Origin of the sequence: uncultured Alsobacter sp., from assembly GCF_945952055.1 — a bacterium.
Taxonomy (GTDB): Bacteria; Pseudomonadota; Alphaproteobacteria; order Rhizobiales; family Beijerinckiaceae; genus Alsobacter.
The window spans coordinates 13,186-34,487 of the sequence record NZ_CAMFHB010000007.1; the positions used below are offsets into that span (position 1 = coordinate 13,186).

Annotated in this window: 22 protein-coding genes; 6 read left to right on the plus strand and 16 right to left on the minus strand. The window is 69.1% G+C overall.

The features are described from left to right. The first annotated feature begins 51 nt into the window (after positions 1 to 51). Positions 52 to 435 carry a response regulator gene (locus Q0Q47_RS07205; RefSeq protein WP_293856612.1) on the plus strand — a complete coding sequence of 128 codons (384 nt, stop codon included), beginning with the start codon at positions 52 to 54 and terminating at the stop codon, positions 433 to 435. A gap of 45 nt (positions 436 to 480) precedes the next feature. After that, on the plus strand, positions 481 to 1,098 hold the full coding sequence (locus tag Q0Q47_RS07210; protein ID WP_293856615.1) for a hypothetical protein: 618 nt from the start codon (positions 481 to 483) through the stop codon (positions 1,096 to 1,098). Positions 1,099 to 1,129: 31 nt separating this feature from the next. Here Q0Q47_RS07210 and Q0Q47_RS07215 read toward each other — a convergent pair whose 3' ends face one another. The 7 genes from Q0Q47_RS07215 to groES all read right to left on the minus strand — a co-directional run bounded on the left by Q0Q47_RS07215 (position 1,130) and on the right by groES (position 8,523). Next, positions 1,130 to 1,603: an META domain-containing protein gene (locus Q0Q47_RS07215; protein WP_293856618.1), complete on the minus strand. Its 474-nt coding sequence runs from the start codon at positions 1,601 to 1,603 to the stop codon at positions 1,130 to 1,132. Positions 1,604 to 1,848: 245 nt separating this feature from the next. Beyond that, complete coding sequence (hisG, locus tag Q0Q47_RS07220) at positions 1,849 to 2,829, minus strand: ATP phosphoribosyltransferase (RefSeq protein ID WP_293856621.1); 981 nt, start codon at positions 2,827 to 2,829, stop codon at positions 1,849 to 1,851. Beyond that, a complete protein-coding gene (locus tag Q0Q47_RS07225) occupies positions 2,826 to 3,941 on the minus strand; it encodes an ATP phosphoribosyltransferase regulatory subunit (RefSeq protein ID WP_293856624.1) in 1,116 nt (371 codons plus the stop codon). The genes hisG and Q0Q47_RS07225 overlap by 4 nt, the downstream gene beginning before the upstream one ends. Positions 3,942 to 4,123: 182 nt before the next feature. Continuing rightward, complete coding sequence (gene hisS, locus Q0Q47_RS07230) at positions 4,124 to 5,638, minus strand: histidine--tRNA ligase (protein WP_293856627.1); 1,515 nt, start codon at positions 5,636 to 5,638, stop codon at positions 4,124 to 4,126. 233 nt (positions 5,639 to 5,871) lie between these two features. After that, the gene (locus tag Q0Q47_RS07235) at positions 5,872 to 6,414 is read right to left on the minus strand and encodes a tetratricopeptide repeat protein (RefSeq protein ID WP_293856630.1); all 543 of its coding nucleotides are present in this window, start codon (positions 6,412 to 6,414) and stop codon (positions 5,872 to 5,874) included. 132 nt (positions 6,415 to 6,546) lie between these two features. Beyond that, positions 6,547 to 8,184 carry a chaperonin GroEL gene (groL, locus tag Q0Q47_RS07240; protein WP_293856633.1) on the minus strand — a complete coding sequence of 546 codons (1,638 nt, stop codon included), beginning with the start codon at positions 8,182 to 8,184 and terminating at the stop codon, positions 6,547 to 6,549. 48 nt (positions 8,185 to 8,232) lie between these two features. Next, a complete protein-coding gene (groES, locus tag Q0Q47_RS07245; RefSeq protein WP_293856636.1) occupies positions 8,233 to 8,523 on the minus strand; it encodes a co-chaperone GroES in 291 nt (96 codons plus the stop codon). Between the two features lie 309 nt (positions 8,524 to 8,832). Here groES and Q0Q47_RS07250 point away from each other — a divergent pair, with 309 nt between their 5' ends. Further along, complete coding sequence (locus Q0Q47_RS07250) at positions 8,833 to 10,272, plus strand: lipopolysaccharide biosynthesis protein (RefSeq protein WP_293856639.1); 1,440 nt, start codon at positions 8,833 to 8,835, stop codon at positions 10,270 to 10,272. On the opposite strand, the gene Q0Q47_RS07255 is transcribed toward Q0Q47_RS07250, so the two are convergent. The 3 genes from Q0Q47_RS07255 to Q0Q47_RS07265 all read right to left on the minus strand — a co-directional run bounded on the left by Q0Q47_RS07255 (position 10,250) and on the right by Q0Q47_RS07265 (position 12,340). After that, the gene (locus Q0Q47_RS07255; protein WP_293856642.1) at positions 10,250 to 11,170 is read right to left on the minus strand and encodes a DMT family transporter; all 921 of its coding nucleotides are present in this window, start codon (positions 11,168 to 11,170) and stop codon (positions 10,250 to 10,252) included. The genes Q0Q47_RS07250 and Q0Q47_RS07255 overlap by 23 nt on opposite strands. Next, a complete protein-coding gene (locus tag Q0Q47_RS07260) occupies positions 11,167 to 11,673 on the minus strand; it encodes a GNAT family N-acetyltransferase (protein WP_293856645.1) in 507 nt (168 codons plus the stop codon). The genes Q0Q47_RS07255 and Q0Q47_RS07260 overlap by 4 nt, the downstream gene beginning before the upstream one ends. A gap of 73 nt (positions 11,674 to 11,746) precedes the next feature. After that, entirely contained in the window at positions 11,747 to 12,340 is a 594-nt protein-coding gene (locus tag Q0Q47_RS07265) for a hypothetical protein (protein ID WP_293856697.1), read from the minus strand. A 220-nt stretch (positions 12,341 to 12,560) separates the two neighbouring features. Here Q0Q47_RS07265 and Q0Q47_RS07270 point away from each other — a divergent pair, with 220 nt between their 5' ends. After that, positions 12,561 to 13,271, plus strand: coding sequence for a L,D-transpeptidase (locus Q0Q47_RS07270; RefSeq protein WP_293856700.1), 711 nt, complete (start codon positions 12,561 to 12,563; stop codon positions 13,269 to 13,271). 46 nt (positions 13,272 to 13,317) lie between these two features. Here Q0Q47_RS07270 and Q0Q47_RS07275 read toward each other — a convergent pair whose 3' ends face one another. The 3 genes from Q0Q47_RS07275 to aceB form a co-directional block, all read right to left on the minus strand. Continuing rightward, on the minus strand, positions 13,318 to 14,097 hold the full coding sequence (locus Q0Q47_RS07275) for a DUF2076 domain-containing protein (RefSeq protein WP_293856703.1): 780 nt from the start codon (positions 14,095 to 14,097) through the stop codon (positions 13,318 to 13,320). A gap of 101 nt (positions 14,098 to 14,198) precedes the next feature. After that, entirely contained in the window at positions 14,199 to 14,762 is a 564-nt protein-coding gene (locus tag Q0Q47_RS07280) for an NUDIX domain-containing protein (RefSeq protein WP_293856706.1), read from the minus strand. 6 nt (positions 14,763 to 14,768) lie between these two features. Next, a complete protein-coding gene (gene aceB, locus Q0Q47_RS07285) occupies positions 14,769 to 16,370 on the minus strand; it encodes a malate synthase A (protein ID WP_293856709.1) in 1,602 nt (533 codons plus the stop codon). A 282-nt stretch (positions 16,371 to 16,652) separates the two neighbouring features. Between aceB and Q0Q47_RS07290 the strand changes: the two genes are divergently transcribed. Both Q0Q47_RS07290 and fliG read left to right on the plus strand, forming a co-directional pair. Further along, positions 16,653 to 18,413 carry a methyl-accepting chemotaxis protein gene (locus tag Q0Q47_RS07290; RefSeq protein ID WP_293856712.1) on the plus strand — a complete coding sequence of 587 codons (1,761 nt, stop codon included), beginning with the start codon at positions 16,653 to 16,655 and terminating at the stop codon, positions 18,411 to 18,413. A gap of 114 nt (positions 18,414 to 18,527) precedes the next feature. After that, positions 18,528 to 19,556 carry a flagellar motor switch protein FliG gene (gene fliG, locus Q0Q47_RS07295; RefSeq protein WP_293856715.1) on the plus strand — a complete coding sequence of 343 codons (1,029 nt, stop codon included), beginning with the start codon at positions 18,528 to 18,530 and terminating at the stop codon, positions 19,554 to 19,556. 105 nt (positions 19,557 to 19,661) lie between these two features. Here fliG and Q0Q47_RS07300 read toward each other — a convergent pair whose 3' ends face one another. The 3 genes from Q0Q47_RS07300 to Q0Q47_RS07310 form a co-directional block, all read right to left on the minus strand. Further along, positions 19,662 to 20,042 carry a response regulator gene (locus Q0Q47_RS07300; protein WP_293856718.1) on the minus strand — a complete coding sequence of 127 codons (381 nt, stop codon included), beginning with the start codon at positions 20,040 to 20,042 and terminating at the stop codon, positions 19,662 to 19,664. Positions 20,043 to 20,139: 97 nt separating this feature from the next. Beyond that, positions 20,140 to 20,691, minus strand: coding sequence for a hypothetical protein (locus tag Q0Q47_RS07305; RefSeq protein WP_293856721.1), 552 nt, complete (start codon positions 20,689 to 20,691; stop codon positions 20,140 to 20,142). An 8-nt stretch (positions 20,692 to 20,699) separates the two neighbouring features. Beyond that, positions 20,700 to 21,245 (minus strand): response regulator, encoded by a 546-nt coding sequence (locus Q0Q47_RS07310; protein WP_293856724.1) that lies wholly within the window; start codon positions 21,243 to 21,245, stop codon positions 20,700 to 20,702. Between the last annotated feature and the right edge of the window lie 57 nt (positions 21,246 to 21,302).

Consider the following 21,302-nt stretch of genomic DNA (forward strand, 5'->3'; position numbering starts at 1 on the left):
TCACGGTCCGGACGCTGGTGGGGCGCGGCGGGCCGGAAAGCGGAGGCATTTATGAACATCAGTCCATCGACGCCGATCCTTGTCGTCGACGATTACCAGACGATGATCCGCATCATCAGGAACCTGCTGAAGCAGCTCGGTTTCGAGGACGTGGACGACGCGACCGACGGCACGCAGGCGCTCGAGAAGCTGCGCAAGCGCAAGTATGGTCTGATCATCTCCGACTGGAACATGGAGCCGATGACCGGCTACGAGCTCCTGAAGGTGGTGCGGGCCGACGACAGCCTCCGCGAGACACCCTTCATCATGATCACCGCGGAATCGAAGACCGACAACGTCGTGGCCGCGAAGAAGGCAGGCGTGAGCAGCTACATCGTCAAGCCGTTCAACGCCCAGACGCTGAAGGCCAAGATCGACGCCGTCGGCGAACCCTGAGCGAGGCCGGCCGGCTCCCCCAACCGGCCGCGACACCGCCCCGGCATGAAGTCCCGCACGACGCCCCCGCCACGCAAGCCGACGTCGGGCACCCGCCCGGCGGGCCCCGCTGCAGCCACTTCCCCGAACCGACCCTCGACTGCCGACGCGCCCCCCGATGGCGCCCTTCTCGTGCGCGAGATCGGCGCGGCGGCGGATTACCTGCGCCGTTGCCGCCAGGAGCTCGCCTCGCTCGGCGCCAACGAACTCGCCAAGGACCGCATTCCCGCCGCATCGCGTGAGCTCGACGACATCATCGGGGACGGCGCCGAGTTTTCGCACGCCATCATGATGGCGGCGGAGCGCGTCATGAACGCGTCGGAGGACGATCCGGCGGCCTACCGCGCCCTCGTGCACGAGGCGATCACGAGCATCATCGTCCAGTGCGCCTTCCAGGACATCACGGCGCAGAGGGCGCAGCGGGTGCGCGGCGCGCTCGACACCATCGAGCGTCGCCTGGCCCGGCTCGCGACCTTCGTGGCCACCCGCGAGATGCCGGACATCGTCGATTTCTCGGCGCCGGACGCGACGATCGTCGAGCCGAAGGCCGGCCCCGCCCCGCGCGGCCAAGGGAACGATCAGGCGAGCATCGACAGGATCCTGGCCGGTCCGGACCGCTCCTGACCGCACCAGCGGTCGGCGCGGGACGCGAGGCTCAGAGAGCGCGTTCGAACTTCAGTTGGCCGTTGTTGCCCTGGATGACGAGCTGGCCGTCCTTGAGATCCCACACGGCACCGGTGCGGAACAGGACGAGGAAGGTCTTCTCCAGGTCCATCACGCCCTTGTCGCAGGCGCGCTTGGTGACGGCGATCGGACCCACCGCGAAGCGCTGCTGGTTCAGCGGATAGGCCGTCGCCGAGAACGTGTTGCAGCCCGCGAAGCCGCGGGCGCGCAGCGCGTCGTCGATCATCACGGTCGGCCGGTTCTCGGTCACGGTCTTGCCGTTCAAGGTCACGAGCGTCCATTGCATGCCGACGGGAAACTGCTTCGGCTGCTTGGTCAGCGAGGGCACGTCGGAATCGCCGGCGGGCTTGGCCGGGGACGGGCGCTGCATCTGCGCGCTTGCCCCGCAGGACCAGAGACCGGCGAAAGCTAAAGCGGCGATGGCGGTCGACAGGCGGGCTGACATGGACGGCGGCGTCTCCGAATTTCGAGCGGCGGAGCATAGCCACCAAGGCCTTGCGCCGCAACGCCGGCCTCGAATGCCCGTCTTTGAATTTCTGACGGAGTGTCGGTGATCCGCCCCGGGGCGCGCTGCGTAGGTAAGGGCAGACGTTCCTCCCCGAGCGTCTTCCCCCAAAAGACCTCTGCATTCCCCCGGATGCAGGGAATTCCAAGGGCCGCTCGCTCCCCCGCGGGCGGCCCTTTTTTCCGTCAGCCGATGCGCCTGTCCAGGCGTTCCATCAGACTGTTGGTGGCCGTGAAGACGTAGTCCGCCTCGGCCACGGCCACGCGGACGGCGCCCTGTGCCAGGAGCCACTCCGCAAGCGCGAACATCGTCGCCTTGGGGCATTGCAGGATCACGCGGTCGCCCGCCCCGCGCTCGCCACCCTGCAGGCGGGCCGAGAAGCGTTCGTCCGCCTCGGCGAGGCCGGCATCGGTGACGCCAGGCCAGATCGCCCGCACCTCGCGCGTCGTGCGCGCCTCGCCCTCGGCCGCGATCCGCGCCAGGATGGTGCCCACGGCCTTGCGGGCGCGCGGTCCCCAGGTGGCTGGGATCGAGGCCACGAGATTGGCCTCGCTGCGCAGCATCACGCCGTCTTCGAGGACCTTCAGCGCGTTCGCCGACAGCGTCGCGCCCGTCGTCGTGATGTCGACGATCAGCTCGGCCGCGCCGGACGCCGGCGCACCCTCGGTGGCCCCCAGGCTCTCGACGATCCGGTAGTCGGTCACGCCGTGCAGGGCGAACCAGTTCCGCGTCAGGTTCACATACTTGGTCGCCACGCGGAGCTTGCGTCCGTGCCGCGACCTGAACTGCGACGCCACGTCCTCCAGATCGGCCATGCGCTGCACGTCGATCCAGGCCTGGGGCACGGCGACGACGACGTTGGCGTGACCGAACCCCAGCGGCGTCAGGAGTTCGAGCCGGTCGTTGGCGTCCGGAATGTTCTCGCGGATCAGGTCCTCGCCCGTGATGCCGAGATGCGCGCCACCCTGCGCGAGCTCGCGCGCGATCTCGGAGGCGGACAGGAAGAGCACGTCGACGTCCGGCACGCCGGAGATGGTGCCGCGATAGTCGCGGCTGCCGCGGCCCTGCACGAGAGGCAGGCCGGCCCGCGCGAAGAAGGCGAAGGCGTTTTCCTGCAGCCGGCCCTTGGAGGGAACGGCGAGTGTCAGAGGCTGGTTCGCGGTCATGCGGCGCCTCCCGGCAGGCGATCGAGCCAGATCGAGCAGCCGACCGCCGGCACCGGCGCGCTGGCGCCCAGCGTTTGCAGCAGGCGGTCATAGCGGCCGCCACCGACGACGGGCCGAGGATCCGCGCCCGCCCGGGAGCGGATCTCGAAAACCGCTCCCGTGTAGTAGTCGAGGTTCCGGCCGAAAGCGGCCGAGAAGGCCACGGCACCGACGTCCACGCCGCGGGCGGCCATGAACCCGGTGCGGGCATCGAAGCTGTCGAGGGCGGACGCGAGGTCGAGCCGGGCATCGGCGGCGAGCGCGCGGATCTCCGCCGACGCGGTATCGGGATCGCCCTGGACCGCCACGAAGCGCTTCAGCAGCGCGCAGATCTCGTCGGGGATGCCGCCATCCGCGTCGGCCGTCGCCTGGTTTAGGAAGCGCTCGGCGATCTCTCCCGCGGTGCGGCCACCGACAGAGGCGATCCCCGCGATGTTGAGGATGTCCTCGACGAAGGCGCGCGCGGCGGCGGGATCCTGCCCCTGCAGGGCCTGGAGCACGCCGGCATGGGCGCCCGGCGCGTCATGGCCGTTGGCCAGGCGGTCGATCGTCTCGGCGTCGAGGTGGCCCTGGGCATAGGCGCGCTTCAGCTTGCGCACCCGGGCGGGGGGAAGGGACAAGGCCTCCAGCAGCGCCGTGAACAGGCCGACGTCGCCCAGGCGAATGTCCGGATCGGCGAGCCCCGCGGACCCGACGGCATCGAGGGCGAGCCCCAGGACCTCGGCATCGGCCGCTTCCCGATCGGCCCGGCCGAAGGACTCGATGCCGGCCTGCACGAATTCGCCGACCTCCCCGGCCCTGAGCCGGAAGACCGGCCCGCAATAGGAGAACGACACGGGATCGCCGGCGCCGCGCGCCAGCCAGGCCCGCGCGACCGGAATCGTGAACTCGGGCCGCAAGGCCCATTCGTGGCCGTCGGCATCGGTGGTGACGAACATGCGGCGGCGAATGTCTTCTCCCGACAGGTCGATGAAGACATCGACCGGCTGGAGGATCGCCGGTTCGGTGCGCGCGTAGCCCGCCTCGGCGAATAGCGACAGGATCGCCTCGCCGCGGTCGATCCCCGCGCCCATTTTTGCGTCTGGCTGACGTGCCATTTCGATACAGACCCCTTCCGTCCGGGGCCTTCTAGCAGGACCGCCCGACCGGCGCGACCCTCATAGCATCCGAGTGTGAACGCCCCGTCACGGATGCGCCGCGCCGCCCCGGATCGCGGCCGCGTGGACGCAGGGGCGAGCGGGTGGAATGCCGCCGGTCAGCGGTGGCGGGCCAGCACCTGCGCAACCGCGTCCACCAGGGCGGTCTCCGGCACCGCGAACTGCGCCTCGGCCTGCTGGCGCAGATAGGTCTCACGGTCCGGGGCGGCAGCCAGGGTGGCACCGAGCACGAGGTCCTTGATGGAGACCTCGTTGGCGGCGCGCTCGTTGGAGCCCTGGATCACCGCGCAGACGGCGTTGCGCCGGTTGGCGTATTTGAGCTGCGCGTTCATGCCGCCGGCGCCGCCGAGGTAGAGCTCGGCGCGAATGCCGGCCTGGCGCAGGCGCGCCACGAAGCCCTGAAGCCGCGCCATCACCGCGCCGCGGTCCTCGGTCTTGTCGACCAGGGCCAGGACGACGACGGGTCCGACCGCCTTCTGCGAGCCGACCTTGCCCAGGACCTTGAGCGCCGCCAGCAGGCGCGACACGCCGATGGAGAAGCCGGTGGCCGGAACGGGTTCGCCGCGGAAGCGCGCGACGAGCCCGTCATAGCGCCCGCCGCCCGCGACCGAGCCGAAGCGGACCGGCTTGCCGTCGTCGCCCTTCACCTCGAAGGTGAGTTCGCCCTCGTAGACGGGGCCCGTGTAGTACTCGAGGCCGCGCACGACGGAGGGATCGATGAGCACGCGGCCATCGTCATAGCCGGCGGCCGCGACGAGGCCCGCGATCTCCGCGAGTTCGGCCACGCCCTCCTCGCCCCGCGCCGAGCCCTTCACGACCTCCGCGAGATTGGCGACCGTCTGACCGGTCGTGGCGCCGCGCGCCGCGGTGAACGCCAGCACCCGCTCGGCCGCGACGTCCTGGAGGCCCGCGCCCTTGGTGAAGTCGCCCGAGACGTCCATGCGGCCTTCGCCGAGGAGGGCACGGACGCCCTCGGGCCCCACCTTGTCGAGCTTGTCGATCGCCCGCAGCACCGTCAGGCGACGGCCGGCATTCTCATCGCCGGCCAGGCCGATCGCCTCCAGCACGCCGTCGAGCACCTTGCGATTGTTGACCTTCACCACATAGTCGCCACGCGGGATGCCGGCCCGCTCGAGCGTGTCGGCCATCATCATCGCCGCCTCGGCGTCGGCCGCCACGGATGGCGCTCCGACCGTGTCGGCATCGAACTGCATGAACTGGCGGAAGCGACCGGGCCCGGGCTTCTCGTTGCGGAACACCCACCCCACGCGATAGCTGCGGTAGGGCTTGGCCAGCGCATCGAAGTTCTCGGCGACGTAGCGCGCCAGCGGGGCCGTCAGGTCGTAGCGCAGCGACAGCCACTGGTCGTCGTCGTCCTGGAAGGAGAAGACGCCCTCGTTGGGGCGATCCTGATCCGGCAGGAACTTCCCCAGCGTTTCGGTGTACTCGACGAACGGCGTCTCGACCGCCTCGAAGCCGTAGAGCTCGAAGGTCTCGCGGATGGCCCGCAGCATGGTCTCGGTGGCCGCGATGTCGGCGGGACCGCGATCCGCGAAACCGCGCGGCAGGCGCGCCTCCACCTTGCGAGACTTGTCGGCAGGAGCATTCGTCATCGTGTTCGGTCCGGACGCGGCCAAAGGTGGGCGGGTGGTAACGCACGCCCCGCCCTGCGGCAAGCCGCGGCGCCGTCACGGCCCGGCGCGACGCTGGTATCCGGGCACAATGCCCCCCGCCGCGCCGAAGCTCGCTTTCGACCGTGCAACCACCTCTCCGCCGTCCGGGCCGACCCCGACCAGGACGCGGAGAGGGAGATGCAAGCCGGGCGAGCGGAAGGATCGACGCGCATTCAGCTGCCGGCGCCGGCCTTGCCCCATTCCTGGCGCAGGGCACGGGCCCGCGGGAAGCGCGGTTCGATCGCCAGCACCTTGTCGAGCTCGGCGATGGCCCCGCGCACGTCACCGCGCTGGCGGGCGATGCCGGCCATGCCGAACAGGGCCCGGGCGTGGCGGGGGTCGATCTCGACGGCCTGGCGGTAGTCCTCCGCCGCGCCCTCGATTTCCCCCTGGACGAAGAGGAAGTCGGCCCTGGCCGTGAGGATGTCGGGATTGTCGGGAGCCAGCGAAACGGCGCGGGACAGGTCGGCGCGCGCCTTGTCGGGCTCCTTCTTGCGGACATAGGCGGCGGAGCGCTGCACGAGGGCACGGGCCCGGCGCGTCTTGCTCTGGTCACCGGCGCCTTCGATGACGGCCGTGCAGTTGAAGACGATCCAGTCGGGCTCGGGATTTCGCTTGCACTCTTCCCAGGCGCGGTCGTCCACCTGGGCGAATGCGGGGAACGCACAGGCAAGAGCGAGCGCGGCGGCCGTCGCCAGAACGCGGGGGTTCGGCATCGCCTCGTCCTCCATTTCGAAAGTCGGGCGCATTCAACCTTGGATCGCCCCCCAAAGCGAGTCCCACACGCACATGCGAAAAGGGCGCCCGCGAGGGGCGCCCTTTCCGTTAAGCGAAGCGCTTGGAGCGGATCAGAAGTCCATGCCGCCCATGCCGCCGCCACCGCCCATCGGGGCAGCCGGCTTGTCCTTCGGCAGCTCGGCGACCATGGCTTCCGTCGTGATCAGCAGGCCGGCGACCGAAGCCGCGTCCTGGAGAGCCGTACGGACGACCTTGGCCGGATCGACGATGCCGGCGTCGAGCATGTCGACGAACTGCTCGGTCTGGGCGTTGAAGCCGAAGGTCTGCGACTTGTTCTCGCCGATCTTGCCGACGACGATCGAGCCTTCCACGCCAGCGTTCTCGACGATCTGACGGATGGGAGCCTCGAGGGCCTTCAGCACGATGTTGATGCCGGCCTGCACGTCCGAGTTCTCGGACTTCAGCTTGGCAACCGCGCCCTTGGCGCGCAGGAGAGCCGTGCCGCCGCCGGGAACGATGCCCTCTTCCACCGCAGCGCGGGTGGCGTTGAGCGCGTCGTCCACGCGGTCCTTCTTCTCCTTCACCTCGATCTCGGTCGCGCCGCCGACGCGGATGACGGCCACGCCGCCAGCCAGCTTCGCCAGACGCTCCTGCAGCTTCTCACGGTCGTAGTCCGAGGTGGTCTCCTCGATCTGCGCCTTGATCTGCTGGACGCGAGCCTCGATGTCCTTCTTCTTGCCGGCGCCGTCGACGATCGTGGTGTTCTCCTTCTCGATGCGGACGCGCTTGGCGCGGCCCAGCATGTTCAGGGTCACCGACTCCAGCTTGATGCCGAGGTCTTCGGCGATCATCTGGCCCGACGTGAGGACCGCGATGTCCTCGAGCATCGCCTTGCGGCGATCACCGAAGCCCGGAGCCTTCACGGCCGCGACCTTCAGGCCGCCGCGCAGCTTGTTCACGACGAGCGTGGCGAGAGCCTCGCCCTCGACGTCCTCGGCGATGATGAGCAGCGGCTTGCCGGTCTGCACCACGGCCTCGAGAACCGGCAGCATCGCCTGGAGCGACGACAGCTTCTTCTCGTGGATGAGGATGTAGGGGTCCTCGAGCTCGGCGACCATCTTCTCCGCGTTCGTGATGAAGTACGGGGAGAGGTAGCCGCGGTCGAACTGCATGCCCTCGACGACGTCGAGCTCGGTCTCGGCGGTCTTCGCCTCTTCGACCGTGATCACGCCCTCGTTGCCGACCTTCTGCATCGCCTGGGCGATCATCTCGCCGATCGAGGCGTCGCCGTTGGCGGAGATGGTGCCGACCTGGGCCACTTCGGCCGAGGACTTCACCTTCTTCGAGCGGTTCTGGATGTCCTTGATGGCCGCGGTCACGGCGAGATCGACGCCGCGCTTCAGGTCCATCGGGTTCATGCCGGCGGCAACCGCCTTGGCGCCCTCGCGGACGATCGACTGGGCCAGGACCGTGGCGGTCGTGGTGCCGTCACCGGCGATGTCGTTGGTCTTCGAGGCCACTTCGCGCACCATCTGGGCGCCCATGTTCTCGAACTTGTCCTCGAGCTCGATCTCCTTGGCGACGGTGACGCCGTCCTTGGTGATGCGGGGAGCGCCGAAGCTCTTCTCGATGACGACGTTGCGGCCCTTCGGGCCGAGGGTCACCTTCACCGCGTTGGCGAGGATGTCGACGCCGCGCAGCATCTTGTCACGCGCGTCGGAAGAAAAGCGAACGTCTTTGGCAGCCATGACGTCTTGCTCCTATCTGGGAATTACGATTGGCGGGGCGTCTTCGGCTTACTTGCCGACGATACCCATGATGTCGGACTCCTTCATGATGAGGAGGTCCTGGCCGTCGATCTTCACTTCCGTGCCCGACCACTTGCCGAACAGGACGCGATCGCCCTTCTTCACGTCCAGCGGGACGAGCTTGCCGGCTTCGTCACGGGCGCCCGAACCGACTGCGAGGATCTCGCCCTCCTGGGGCTTCTCCTTGGCGGTCTCGGGAATGATGATGCCGCCCTTCGTCTTCTCCTCGGAGTCGAGGCGGCGGACGACGACGCGGTCGTGCAGCGGACGGAATTTCATGGTGCTTTATCCTCTCGGCGACGCGCCGCTGGGCGCTGAAGCGATCCTGAACCATTGCTAGCACTCTCAAGAGGTGAGTGCTAACTGTGCCGGGAGATAAGCGGGCCATCCGGGTCTGTCAAGACGAGAACCCGACGAAAGGCTGAGGTCAGGGTTCCGTCGCCGACGCTCGGCATATAGGCGCACCGGCGGCCGAACGCCACCCCCGCCCTCTCGCCTCTGCACCCAAGCTTAACGCGCGAGCGGTACGGTCCCCCCCGACCGGCCGTGGCGACCCGACCGGCGATCTGCATGTCCCCGGGGCCCGTCTTGGCGCTGATTGCGAGCTTCCTGTTCAACGCCGTGGCCAATTTCGCGCTGGGTCTTCTCCTGGCGCGCTATCTCGGACCGCAGGCCTTCGGCGTCTTCGCCGTGGCGATGGCCGGCGCGGGCGCGCTCGCCGCCCCGGCGCTCGACTGGCTGCGGCACGCCGGCACGCGCTTCTATTCGGCCCGGTCGCGGACCGAGGCCCCGGAGGTCCGGGCCACCCTGGACGCGGCGGTCGCCGCCATCGCCGGGGCCCTGCTCACCGGCGCCGCTGCACTGGCCCTGTTCGCGCCCGCGGTGATCCACGACCCGGGCGTGGCGGCTCTCGCTCTCGTCTCCTGCGCGCTCGGGGGCCTCTTCGACTACGCCACCGCGCTCATGCGGGCCCGCTTCATGCAGCGCGACTATGCCGGGCTCGTCATTCTGAAGAACCTGCTCACCCTCGTCCCCATGCCCGTCGCCGCCGTCCTGACCGGGGACCCGCGGATCGTGCTCGCCGCCGGCTGCGTGGGGCAGGCCGTCTGCCTGGCCGTGGCGGTGATCCGGCTCGCCGATCCGGGCGTCCGGCTTGCCCTGGTCGACAAGGGCCTGCTGAGGCGGTTCGCCGTCTACGGCATGCCGCTGACCATGGCCGGCGGCCTCGCCATGGTGCAGGCCTTCTACAACCGCGGGGCGCTGGCCAGCCTGGCGGGCTACGCCGAGGCCGGCCGCTTCGCGCTGGCCTACGACATCGGCGTCCGGCTCGTCGCCGTCACCGCGATGGCGCTCGACGTGCTGCTGTTCCAGCTCGCCGTGCGGGCGGAAGCGGAAGGCGGCCGGGCAGCGGGCCTCGGCCAGGTGGCACGCAACCTCGGCACGGTGGTCGCCCTGCTCGCGCCGGTCACGGCGGGCTACGCCCTCGTCCTGCATCCGTTCGAAAGCGTGTTCATCGCGGCCGACTTCCAGGGCGCCTTCGCCGCCTACTCGCTGGCCCTGCTCCCCGGACTGGCCGCCTGGGCCTTCATGCAGTTCGGGCTGAGCCCCGCCTTCCAGATCACGGGATCGACCCTTCCCATGGCCGGGCCCAACCTCCTGGCGCTGGCGATCAACGTCGCGATGGGCTTCGTGCTCGCGCCGCAGATGGGACCGATCGGCCTCGCCCATGCCTTCTCGATCGGCATGATCGCGGGCCTCGCGTCGGCGGCGGGACTGGTGCGATGGCGGGCGCCGATCGACGTCCCGTGGCGCACCGTCGCCGGCGCACTCGTCTGCAGCGCCGCCATGGCGGCGGCGGTCCTGGCGGCCCGGCAGGCGTTTCCGGAGCGGCTCTCGGAGGGATGGACGGCCCTGGCGGGCAGCGCCGCCATCGGCGGAGCGGTTTATCTCGGCCTCGCCTTCGCCTTCGACCTCGCCGGCGGCCGCTCCTTCGCGCTGGCTCGCCTCAGGCGTCGGCCGGCGCCGTGACGGGAGCCTTGGTCGACGGCTTGCGCAGGAGCATCAGCGAGCCCGACACGATGAGGGCGGCACCGGCCAGCATCGGCAGCGTCGGCCATTCGCCGAAGGCGAGGATGCCGATCCCGGCCGCCCAGATGAAGCCGGTGTACTCCATCGCGCCGATCTTGGCGGCCGGTGCCCCCTTGTAGGCCTCGGCAAACAGGAGATGGCCGGCCGTGCCGAGCGCGCCGATGGCCAGCACCCCGAGCGTCTCGTCCCGCAGCAGCGCGAGAGGATCGCCCAGCAGGAACGCGGCCGGCACGGCCATGGCCGCGGCGAAGAGATTCTGGGTGACGACGATGGTCACCGTGGGGTCGCTCGCCGTGCGTGCCCGCAGCAGCACCATCGACAGCGCGTAGGCGAGCGCCGCCGCCAGGGCCGCGGCAACGCCCAGTCCATCGCCGCCGAAGCCGCCACTGCCAAGGCCCCGTCCCCCGGCGATGACCACAACGCCGGCAAAGCCGAGCACGATGGCCAATCCCGTGGCCCGTGCGACGGGCTCGCCCAGGATGACCCGCGCCAGGACCGCCATGAACACCGGCGCCAGGTAGCCGAGTGTCGTCGCCTCGACCAGCGGAAGGCGGGCCAGCGCGTAGAAGAAGAAGAGCGCGGTCGCCAGGACGACGATCGAGCGCATGGCGTTGGCCTTGAGCATGTCGGCGCTGGGCCGGGGCGGACGCACCACCGCGAGGATGGGAAGGGCCCAGACGAAGCCGCAGGCATAGCGCAGCGCGACGATGTCGATCGTGGACCGGCCGGCGCTGACGCCCTTGATGATGGCGTCCATGACCGTCAGGACGATGATGGCCGCGATGGCCAGGACAATCGGAACCAGGGTCCCGTCGTCACGCCCGGGACCGCGGCTCATCGGTCCACTCCCGGACAATCGCGGGCAAACCCGAACTCGAGCGTGTCCGCCGCGTCGTGCAGCGCCCTGATGCCCGGCACGCGGCGGAACCCGTTGCGCCGGTAGAAGCGATGGCCGGACAGAAAGCGCGTGTCCGACCACAGCACAACGCGTTCGCCACCGTGCGACCGGATGAAATCGTAGCCCCCCTCGAGCAGCGTTTGGGCGAGACCGGTGCCCCGTTGCCCGGCCGCGACGTAGACCTTGAACAGCTCGTAGGTGCCCGCGTCGAGGGCCTTCGCCACCGCCAGCGAGCCCACCACCTCGCCCGCGTCGTTCTCCGCGACCCACAGGGCCCCGCCCTTGCCGGCGTAGTGGGAGGCGGGCGCGGCGAGCTCCGGGAACTCCTCCGGCACGTAGGGACATCCCTCGTACTCGGAGAACACGGCGGAGATCAGTCGCGCGAGAGCGGGCCCGTCGGTGTCCCGGCCGGGCCGGATGGAAGGAAGCGTGGGGGATGCCATGACCTGGACCTGATGCGTACCCGTGCTTGTCGCACGGCGGGCCGGTTCGTGGAAGATGCACGGCCGACCCGGCTCAACCGGTCCTGTCATCCTCGAAGATCAGATCGATTTCGCCCTGGGTGAGATGCCCGTCATCCGACTGGAGGCGGGGCCCGTTCTCCAGCATGGAGGCGTTCGTCCTGCGGGGACGGACGAGTTCTCCGGCAGTGGAATCGACCTCGTCCAGGACGGACCGGACGGCCGCGAGCCGTGCCTCGAGGTCGGTGAAGAGACCGGCGACGTTGCCGATGCGCTGCCCCGTCAGGTCCTGAAAGTCGCAGGCCTGGATGATCATCAGCGACCGCTCGGCGATGTCGTCGAGAGCATCGGAGGTGACCGCGCCGCCGCCGGCGACGCGCAAGCGGTCCGCGGCCTCGTCGATCTCCTCGACCGCGGCGAGGATGGCATGGGCGGCCCGGGCGGTGTCGCTGACCACCGCCTGGAGTTCGTCGGCGGCGCGCCTCAGACCGGTGCCCGCAACGAGGGCGGCGCGGACGGCCGAACGCGCACGCTGCCCGAGAGCAGGCTCCACGGAGCGCAGGGTCTCGCCGCGCGGGACCGGGGCGCGGACGTGCGGCCCCGCCGGCGGCGAGGAGCGCTCGATACGAAAGACCTTCGGTGAAGGCATGCCCTGCCCCGTTTGACCCGGCGAGACCATGCCACCGTGGCGTTAAGGGACACCTACCCCCAATTGAAGCGACGAATTTTCAACCATAACAAACGATGTCCGGCGAACTGCAACTTGTCGGCGCCGGTAACCATGATCCTTCACGCCCCGTTGACCCTGCTCGGCCAGCGTCATGCCAACGCTCGGCCAGAAGGGCTGGGTCGGTCGAACGAGGGTGATCATGAAGAAGACATCGATCGTCGCCGCTGCCGTGGCCGTGGTGCTCACGGCCCTGCCCGCCTCCGCGCAGGTGGCAGCATCGCGGTCCGGCAATCTGGGCGGCGGCTTCATCGAGTTGCTGATGACGGGCCGCGATCCCACGCCCCGATCGGCGGCCCGCGCCGGCGAGCCCCTCACGGGGGCACCCGATCCCGCCACGGCCCCGCGCACCGTGCGCACCGCCGCCTACGCGCCCCCGGCGCTGTCCTCGCACATCGAGACAGCCCTCGATCCGCGCTTCGAGCGGCAGGAGGTGGCCTATGAGGGCCCGCACGGGCCCGGCACGATCGTCATCGATACCGACAACAAGTTCCTCTATCTCGTCCAGTCGCAGGGCCGCGCCCTGCGCTACGGCATCGGCGTCGGCCGTCCCGGCTTCGTCTGGACGGGCGTGAAGTCGATCACGCGCAAGGCGGAATGGCCGTCCTGGACGCCGCCGGCCGAGATGCTCAAGCGCCGGCCCGACCTGCCGCGCTTCATGGAGGGTGGGCCCGACAATCCGCTCGGATCGCGCGCCATGTATCTCGGCGACACGCTCTACCGCATCCACGGCACGAACGAGCCGAACACGATCGGCCAGAACGTCTCGTCCGGCTGCATCCGCCTGCGCAACGAGGACGTCATGGACCTCTACGAGCGCGTGCGGGTGGGCACGAAGGTCGTCGTCCTCTGAGGATGAAGGGCGCGGAGCCGGGCATCGCCGGCTCCGCCCCGAACGGTCAGGCCCAGTCGCCGCCGTCGTCGCCGCCGGCATCGAAGCCGTCGTCGAAATCGTTGCCGAGCGACGCATCGTCGATCTGCGGATCGCCGGCACCACCGCCCAGGAACTCATCGGACGCCGCGCTGGCAGGCGTCCCGCCGAGCGCGTTGGTCACGCTGTCCGAGAGGTTGCCGCCCCCGCTCAGCCCGGCTCCGTCGGCCAGGCTCTGGCCGAGGCCGCTGCCGTGGCTGCTGAACAGCGACTGGATTCCCGAGAACAGCAGGGCGCCACCGGCCACGCCGGCGGCGGTGGTCATCGCGCTCCGCAGGAAGCCGCCGCCGGCCGGACCCTGCTGGGCACCGAACGGCATCTGCTGCCCGCCGAAGCCGGGGGCCTGGGGCTGCTGGGGCTGGCCGCCCCACGGGCCGGAGGGAGCCTGCGGCATGGCCGCGGCGGCATCCCGACGCCCGAACGACGGAACGCCACTGCCCGACGTGCGCGGGGCGGACGAATCGCCGCCGAAGATCGACTTGCCGAGGCCGCCGAGAAAACCGCCCTGCGCCTGCGGCTGCTGCTCCAGCTGCGCCACGCGGGCTTCCAGCTCCTGGATCCGCGCGGCGGCGGCCTTGAGGCCTTCCTCCTGCACGATCACGGCCTGGGCCATGAGGTAGGGAGCATAGGGCTGCGCCCGCACGGCATCGGCGATCAACGCCTCCGCCTCCCTGTCGCGCGGCGCGGTGGCGGATTGCTTCACGCGGTCGAACAGGCCTTCGAGCAACTGGCGTTCTTCGGGGGTCATGGTCCGTCCTCGCTCCTTGTCGCCGGATGATCGCGCCGGCGTGTGGCGAAGATGTGGGGCGGCCTTGCGCCTTCACAAGACCTTGACATTCGACAGGGCGATCACCAGCGCGACCTCAGCCGCGCGTGGACCCGGGGGCAGACCCTGGCGAGGTCCGCGATGGGGCGCCACGCCAGGCCGGACACCTCGGCATCCTGGGCCGACAGGACCGCCCCGGGCTCGAGCACGAAGACGAACCGCATGTCGAAATGCACGTGGGCGGGCTCGCCCCTGGCGGGTCTTGCGGGGATGTCGTGGCTGTCGATGTCGATGGGCAGCGGATCCTCGACGGTGCCGTGCCAGGGATGCAGCCCGAGGCCCGCGGCGCCCGTCTCCTCCTCGGCCTCGCGGCGCGCCGAATCGACGAAGCGCGGTGCGGGTTCCCAGTGCCCGCCCGGCTGGAACCAGCGCCCGGCGGCCCGGTGGTGGATGAACAGCGTCTGCGACACGGCCGGATCGACGATCACCGCGCTCGTCGTCACGTGGCCCGGCACCGTGCGCCGATCGTCCAGCGCGTCACCGGCCGCCATGCGCTCGAGCAGCAGGGCGAGGTCGTCGGTCCCGTCGGCGACGGTCGCGCGGTAGCGCGCGACCGTGCCCTCGAGCATCCGCGCGAAGGCGGTCACGACCGTTCAGTCGAGCAGCTTGTAGGCCGGCAGCGTCAGGAACTCGGCGAAGTCCTTGGCCAGCGACATCTCGGCGAACAGCGCGGTGGCTTCCCCGAAGCGGCCCTTGTCGTAGAGCTCGGGTCCGATCGCCTCGCGCACCTTGGCCATCTCGTCGGCCATGACCTCGCGGAACAGCTCCGGGGTCACCACGCGGCCGTCCGAGAGGGTCGCGCCGTGATACAGCCACTGCCAAATCTGGGCCCGCGAGATCTCCGCCGTGGCGGCGTCTTCCATCAGGTTGTAGAGCGGCACCGCGCCGCGGCCGCGCAGCCAGGCCTCGATGTACTGAACGCCGACGCGGATGTTCTCGCGCAGGCCGTTCTCCGTGCGGCGGCCGGGATGCACCTGGAGCATGTCCTCGCGGATGATGTTCACGTCGTCACGCAGCTTGTTCAGCTGGTTCTGCGACGGCATGAGCCGGTCGAAGACCTCCATGGCCACCGGCACCAGGTCGGGATGGGCCACCCACGTGCCGTCATGGCCGTCGGCCGCCTCGCGCTGCTTGTCGTTGCGCACCTTGTCGAAGGCGGCCTCGTTGGCGGCCGGGTTGTTCTTCACGGGGATCTGCGCCGCCATGCCACCCATCGCGAAGGCCCCGCGCCGATGGCAGGTCTTGATGAGCAGCAGGGAGTAGGCGGCGAGGAAGTTGGAGCCCATCACCATGGCCGAGCGGTCGGGGGTGAGGAAGGCCTTGTTCTTGCCCAGGCGCTTGATGAACGAGAAGATGTAGTCCCAGCGGCCGCAGTTCAGGCCGACGATGTGGTCGCGCATCTCGAAGAGGATCTCATCCATTTCGAAAGCGGCCGGCAGGGTCTCGATGAGGATCGTCGCCTTCAGCGTGCCCTTCGCGATCCCGAGCGCCTCCTCGGCATGGGAGAAGGCATCGTTCCACAGCCGCGCCTCGAGATGGCTCTCGGTCTTGGGAAGATAGAAGGCCGGGGTCGAGCCACGCGCGACGATCGCCTTGGCGTTGTGGAAGACGTAGAGGCCGAAGTCGAACAGCGACGCCGACATCGGCTCGCCGTCGACCGAGACGTGCACCTCGGGAAGATGCCAGCCGCGGGGGCGCACCAGCAGGACCGCCGGCTTGTCGGACAGCTTGTAGGCCTTTCCGGTGGTGGCGTCGGTGAAGTCGATCGCGCCGGCCCAGCGGTCCTTCAGGTTGACCTGGCCCTCGATCATGTTGGCCCAGGTCGGCGAGGACGCGTCCTCGAAGTCGGCCATGAACACCTTGGCGCCGGAGTTCAGCGCGTTGATGATCATCTTGCGGTCGACCGGCCCGGTGATCTCGACGCGGCGATCCAGCAGATCGGCCGGGATCGGCGCCACGCGCCAGTCGCCTTCGCGGATGTGGCGGGTGTCGGCCAGGAAGTCCGGCAGCTCGCCGGCGTCGAAGCGCTTCTGGCGCTCCTCGCGCAGTTTCAGCAGCCGCTTGCGGGTCTCGTTGAAGCCGCGGTGCAGGCCCGCGAGGAAGGCCAGGGCCTCCGGCGTGAGGATCTCGGACGCCCGGGCTATCGCGGTGTCGGAAACGGAGACGCCAGGAACGACGGACGGCACGAGCGGCATGAGGATCCTCGCAGCAAAGAGCGTTTCGAACGGCATGTCTATACAGCCATTCGGTGTCTTTTCGATACGAGCGTGAATGCGAGAGAGTTTATTCCCCCGGGAATAAATGCCCCGAAAAGAGAGGCCAGGGTTGCCGAATGCCTACCGCGCACCCTGAAACAGCGCAGCCGTACCGTGTTGTTAACGGTGTGAAACTACCATCGCGGGAGCCGGGACGAGGAAGCCCGGGGACGGACTAGCACGGCCTTGGCATTATCCTGGCTCCTCCGACGCAAGACCCACGTGCCGGCGGCAGACCCCGTGCCGGCGGCCTTGCCCGTGGACGACGACTTCCTGACGGATCCGCCCGTCACCGATTCCATCGACACCGTCCTCAAGCAGCTCGAGGAAGACGTCTCGCTCACGATGAGCGTGATCGGCCATGCCGTCGCCGACGTCGGCTCCAGCGCCGGGCGGACCGTCGCGCTCATGACCGAGATGAGTTCGGCGAGCGCCGAGCTGTCCATGCTGTCGAGCGCCGCCTTCGACGTCGCCACGGGGCTCGCCGACACCACGCGCCAGCTGGAGCACACCGGCGAGGCGATCGGGGGACAGCTGTCGGGCACGGACGAGTTCGTCGGCGAGGCGCAGACGCTGGCCGGGACCGTGACGTCGAGCATGGCGGATCTCACGGCCGCGGTGGAGCGGATCGCGGGGATCGTGGCCGTGATCGGCGCCATCGCGCGCCAGACCAACCTCCTCGCCCTCAATGCCAGCATCGAGGCGGCCCGGGCCGGGGCGGCGGGGCGGGGCTTCGCGGTGGTCGCCACCGAGGTGAAGGCGCTGGCGGGGCAGGTCCAGGCCGCCACCAACGACATCTCCTCCCACATCGTGGGCCTGCAGCGGGTCGCCCGCGAGAGCGGCGCGAGCGTCGACGACATCGCCGACCTGCTCGGGCGGGTGGGACCGGTGCTCGGCACCATCCGTGACGCCATGCGCACGCAGATCGCCGGGGCCCGCGAAGTCGCGCAGAGGGCCGGCGAGACGCTGGAATTCGTCAGCGTCGTGTCCCAGAAGAGCGCCGCCATGAGCGAGCTGGCGGCCGCGGCCACGTCGTCCTCCCTGGAGGTCGGCGCGACGGCGGAGAAGATGAGCCCGGTGCTCCAGCGGCTGTCGCAGCGGTCGGAGACGTTCCTCCGGCACGCCGAAGGCCGCAACAAGCGGCAGGCTCCCCGCATCCCGGCGCGCCTGCCCGCCCGCTTCATTCCCCCGCCGGGCAGCAACCGTCCGGTCACGACGCTGTGGAGCCTCGACCTGTCGGTGGGCGGCGCGCTGTTCGAGCCGACGCGGGAGCCCCTCAGCGAGGGCGACGGCGGCATGCTGGAAATCGAGGGATTTGGGACCGTCGAGGCCGAGCTGCGCCGCTTCAGCGAGGATGGCATCCACGTCTCGTTCGGTCCGCTGGACGCCAGTTTCCGGGCGCGGCTGCGGGAACGGCTGATCCAGGCCGAACGGGAGAACCGGACGGCCATCAAGCTGGTCCAGACGGCGGCCGCCGAGATCAGCCGGATCTTCGAGGATGCGGTGGGGTCCGGCCGGATGCGGATCGACGACCTCATCACGGTCGAGTACCAGCGCATCGCCGGCACCGATCCGATCCAGTACGCGACCCCTGCCCTGCCCTTCTACGAAGAGGTCCTGCCCCCGATCCTGGAGCGCTTCCGGCGGCTGTGCCCCGAGCGGGAGTTCCTGACCGTGTGCGACCGCAACGCCTATGCGCCGGTGCACGAGCCGGACGCGTCGCTGCCGCAAAGGCCGGGCGAAACCGAATGGAACGACCTGCACGCCCGCAACCGGCGGATCTTCGAGCGGTCGAAGATGCTGATCGTGTCGCGCAACCAGGCGCCCTACCAGCTGAACTCGCTGATGCGCCAGACCAACGATGGGCGCTGGGTGGGCAGCAAGCTGATCGGAGCCCCGGTGAAGGTCAACGGCCGGTTGTGGGGCAACGTGCTGCTCGCGATGCCATACACGGCCATGCTGCAGGACAACGCGGCGGCCTGACCGCCCTCCCGAACGGTTATGGTTAAGATTCCAAAGCCCCGTTAAGGGTTCGGTAGGGAATCTGCGCTCCTGTAGGACACAACCCTTAACTGTTGTGGCGCCGTCCAACTCCCTATGGCTGCTGAAGCAATCGACGACCGGCGCGTTGCCGAGCTCAGCGGCCCCGAGCGGGCCGCCGTGCTCCTGCTCGTCCTCGGCGATGAGTACGGCGCGCCGATCTGGGCCTCGCTGGACGACGACGAGCTGCGCAAGGTCACGCTGGCCATGTCGACGCTCGGCACGGTCAGCTCCAAGCTCGTGGAGACCGTGCTCGGCGACCTGGCGAGCCAGTACAACAGGCTGACGGTGGTCGGCGATTTCGACCGCACGCACGAGCTGCTGCTGAAGCTGCTCCCGCGCGAGCGCGTCGACCCGATCATGGAGGAGATCCGCGGCCCCGCCGGACGCACCATCTGGCAGCGCCTCTCCAACGTGCAGGACAACCTGCTGGCCAACTACCTGAAGACGGAGCACCCGCAGACCGTCGCGCTGATCCTGTCGCGCATCCGCGCCGATCATTCCGCCCGTGTGCTGGCGCTGCTGCCGGACGATTTCTCGACCGACGTGATGGTGCGCATCCTCCAGCTCGACACCGTGTCGAAGGAGGCCCTCGACCAGATCGAGGACAATCTGCGCACCAACTTCATCGCCAATCTCTCGCAGACCTCCCGGCGCGACGCCCACGACCTGCTGGCCGAGATCTTCAACTCCTTCGACCGGCAGAACGAGACGAAGTTCATGGAGGCGCTCGAAGGAGTGGCCTTCAAGTCGGCCGAGAAGATCCGCGCCCTGATGTTCACGTTCGAGGACATCACCAAGCTGGACGCCAACTCCGCCCAGGTGCTGATCCGCAACATCGACAAGACGGACCTGTGCAAGGCGCTGAAGGGGGCCTCGCCGGCCACCCGCGAGTTCTTCACGTCCAAGATGACCCAGCGCGCCGCGACGGTGTTCATGGACGAAATGCAGGGCCTGGGCCCGATCCGCCTCAAGGAGGTGGACGAGGCACAGCAGCGCATTATCGCCATCGCCAAGGGCCTGGCCGACAAGGGAGAGATCATCATCTCCAAGGCCGGCAACGACGACGACATGATCCTGGAGTGAGCCGACCCGGAGGTTGCTGCGAAAGGGTCGAATCCGGCCTTTCGCGACGGGCATCCGACCATCGGGAGCCGAGATCGTACCCCGTTCTACCGCAAGACGACCGATCTAGCCGGCGACGCGGTCGATCTCGTCCATCAGCGACTGCGCCGTGAACGGCTTCAGCAGCACGTTCTTGATCTTCGCCTTCTCGAACTTGGACTTGTCGTAGGTCTCTTCCCGCGTCGTGATCAGCAGGAAGGGGATCTGCGCCCAGGTTCCGTTGCGGTCGATGACCGCCTTCAGGTCGACGCCGTTCATCGGCATCATGAAGTAATCGCAGATGACCAGACCGTAAGGTTTCTTGGACAGGAGCCGGATCGCCTCGGGGCCGCTGCCGGCTCCGTCGACTTCCTTGACGCCCTGGCTGTCCAGCAACGTCTTCACGATCCGGATGATGGCGAAGTTGTCATCGACGACGAGGACGGGGCGGGTGCGATCGAATGCCAATGGTCCGTGCTCTTCTTTCGCAAACTGTCCCGGTGCGCCGGAATGCGAAAACTTATGCCCGGTTTGAGCCGATTGACAACAGATTTGCGAAACCACGTCAGCCGCGCCCGGGGGCTATCTTTCCCTCGGCCAGGCGGGCGCGATAATCGGCCACCACCTTGGCCAGCGTACGGGCCAGTTCGACCGCCAGCGCGTTGGCCTCGTCGCGGATCCCGGAGCGCACGATGGAGGCGATCGCCTCGACGTAGCGCCGCATGATCACCGGCGGCAGGCCGATGTCTTCCTGCCGCTCCAGCAGGTCGCACAGGCCGCCGGCCAGCTGGGCCGCGATCGGGTAGCCGAACTGCAGGGCCTGCCCGCGCACGTCGTGCACGACGATGAAGAAGGACTTGGCCGCCTCCGGTCCGCGGTCGCTCGCCTCGAAGGTCGAGATGGCCTCGAACAGGCGGTGGATCTCGTTGCCCATCCACTCCGCGAAGCTCGGCGCGAGCGCCTCGAGCGCCCGGTCGGCCCGCTTGATCATCTCGTCGATGTCCTGCTGCCCGTTCTTGGCGCGCACGAGCGCCTTGGCCCGCAACGTGTTGGGCGGAACGATGACGGTATGGTCCTTGTGGACCTGCTTCTCCGGCTCGGGCGACAGCTTGTTCATGGCGATGCTCAGCCTTCCTGCACGAGCCCGGCCGCGAGCTTGCGCGGGGCGATGAGTTCGGCCTCACCGCCCGAGCGACGCTCCGGACCATTGTATTCGGTGGCCTTCGTCCGACGGCGGTCGGGACCGAAGAAGGTGGCGGTCCTGATGAACGGCCGCGGGTTGGCGATGACGCTGAGCACGCGCTGGTGCACGGTCTGCGCCGACAGGGGCTTCACGAGGAATTCGGTCACGCCCGCGTCGCGGGCTTCCATCACGCGGTGACGCTCGGAGTGAACGGTCACCATGATGATGGGGACATAGGGGTTCACGCTGTTGTCCGAGCAGCGCATGAGCTTGGCCATGTCGATGCCGTTGATGAGCGGCATCTCCCAGTCCGTGAAGACGATGTCCGGATAATGCGACGCAAAGGCGTCGAGCGCCGCGGCACCGTCTTCCGCCTCGAAGACCTCGCGCGCGCCGAACCCATGCAGCAGCGTTTTCACGATGCGGCGCATGTAGGTGTTGTCGTCGACGACGAGAAAGCGCAGCCGGTGATATTCGACGCGATACATGGGGGCCCGGGCGAGCGGCTACGGTTCAGTTCCGTTTACGCTAGACCCATCGGCGTA

Bases quoted from the DNA above. Each gene is read 5' to 3' on its own strand.
- fliG (WP_293856715.1), top strand. From the start codon at position 18,528: ATGGCTGCTGAAGCAATCGACGACCGGCGCGTTGCCGAGCTCAGCGGC.
- groL (WP_293856633.1), bottom strand. From the start codon at position 8,184: ATGGCTGCCAAAGACGTTCGCTTTTCTTCCGACGCGCGTGACAAGATG.
- hisG (WP_293856621.1), bottom strand. From the start codon at position 2,829: ATGACCGCGAACCAGCCTCTGACACTCGCCGTTCCCTCCAAGGGCCGG.
- Q0Q47_RS07275 (WP_293856703.1), bottom strand. From the start codon at position 14,097: ATGACCCCCGAAGAACGCCAGTTGCTCGAAGGCCTGTTCGACCGCGTG.
- Q0Q47_RS07210 (WP_293856615.1), top strand. From the start codon at position 481: ATGAAGTCCCGCACGACGCCCCCGCCACGCAAGCCGACGTCGGGCACC.
- aceB (WP_293856709.1), bottom strand. From the start codon at position 16,370: ATGCCGCTCGTGCCGTCCGTCGTTCCTGGCGTCTCCGTTTCCGACACC.
- Q0Q47_RS07260 (WP_293856645.1), bottom strand. From the start codon at position 11,673: ATGGCATCCCCCACGCTTCCTTCCATCCGGCCCGGCCGGGACACCGAC.
- hisS (WP_293856627.1), bottom strand. From the start codon at position 5,638: ATGACGAATGCTCCTGCCGACAAGTCTCGCAAGGTGGAGGCGCGCCTG.
- Q0Q47_RS07205 (WP_293856612.1), top strand. From the start codon at position 52: ATGAACATCAGTCCATCGACGCCGATCCTTGTCGTCGACGATTACCAG.
- Q0Q47_RS07305 (WP_293856721.1), bottom strand. From the start codon at position 20,691: ATGAACAAGCTGTCGCCCGAGCCGGAGAAGCAGGTCCACAAGGACCAT.
- Q0Q47_RS07225 (WP_293856624.1), bottom strand. From the start codon at position 3,941: ATGGGCGCGGGGATCGACCGCGGCGAGGCGATCCTGTCGCTATTCGCC.
- Q0Q47_RS07270 (WP_293856700.1), top strand. From the start codon at position 12,561: ATGAAGAAGACATCGATCGTCGCCGCTGCCGTGGCCGTGGTGCTCACG.
- Q0Q47_RS07255 (WP_293856642.1), bottom strand. From the start codon at position 11,170: ATGAGCCGCGGTCCCGGGCGTGACGACGGGACCCTGGTTCCGATTGTC.
- Q0Q47_RS07235 (WP_293856630.1), bottom strand. From the start codon at position 6,414: ATGCCGAACCCCCGCGTTCTGGCGACGGCCGCCGCGCTCGCTCTTGCC.
- groES (WP_293856636.1), bottom strand. From the start codon at position 8,523: ATGAAATTCCGTCCGCTGCACGACCGCGTCGTCGTCCGCCGCCTCGAC.
- Q0Q47_RS07215 (WP_293856618.1), bottom strand. From the start codon at position 1,603: ATGTCAGCCCGCCTGTCGACCGCCATCGCCGCTTTAGCTTTCGCCGGT.
- Q0Q47_RS07265 (WP_293856697.1), bottom strand. From the start codon at position 12,340: ATGCCTTCACCGAAGGTCTTTCGTATCGAGCGCTCCTCGCCGCCGGCG.
- Q0Q47_RS07310 (WP_293856724.1), bottom strand. From the start codon at position 21,245: ATGTATCGCGTCGAATATCACCGGCTGCGCTTTCTCGTCGTCGACGAC.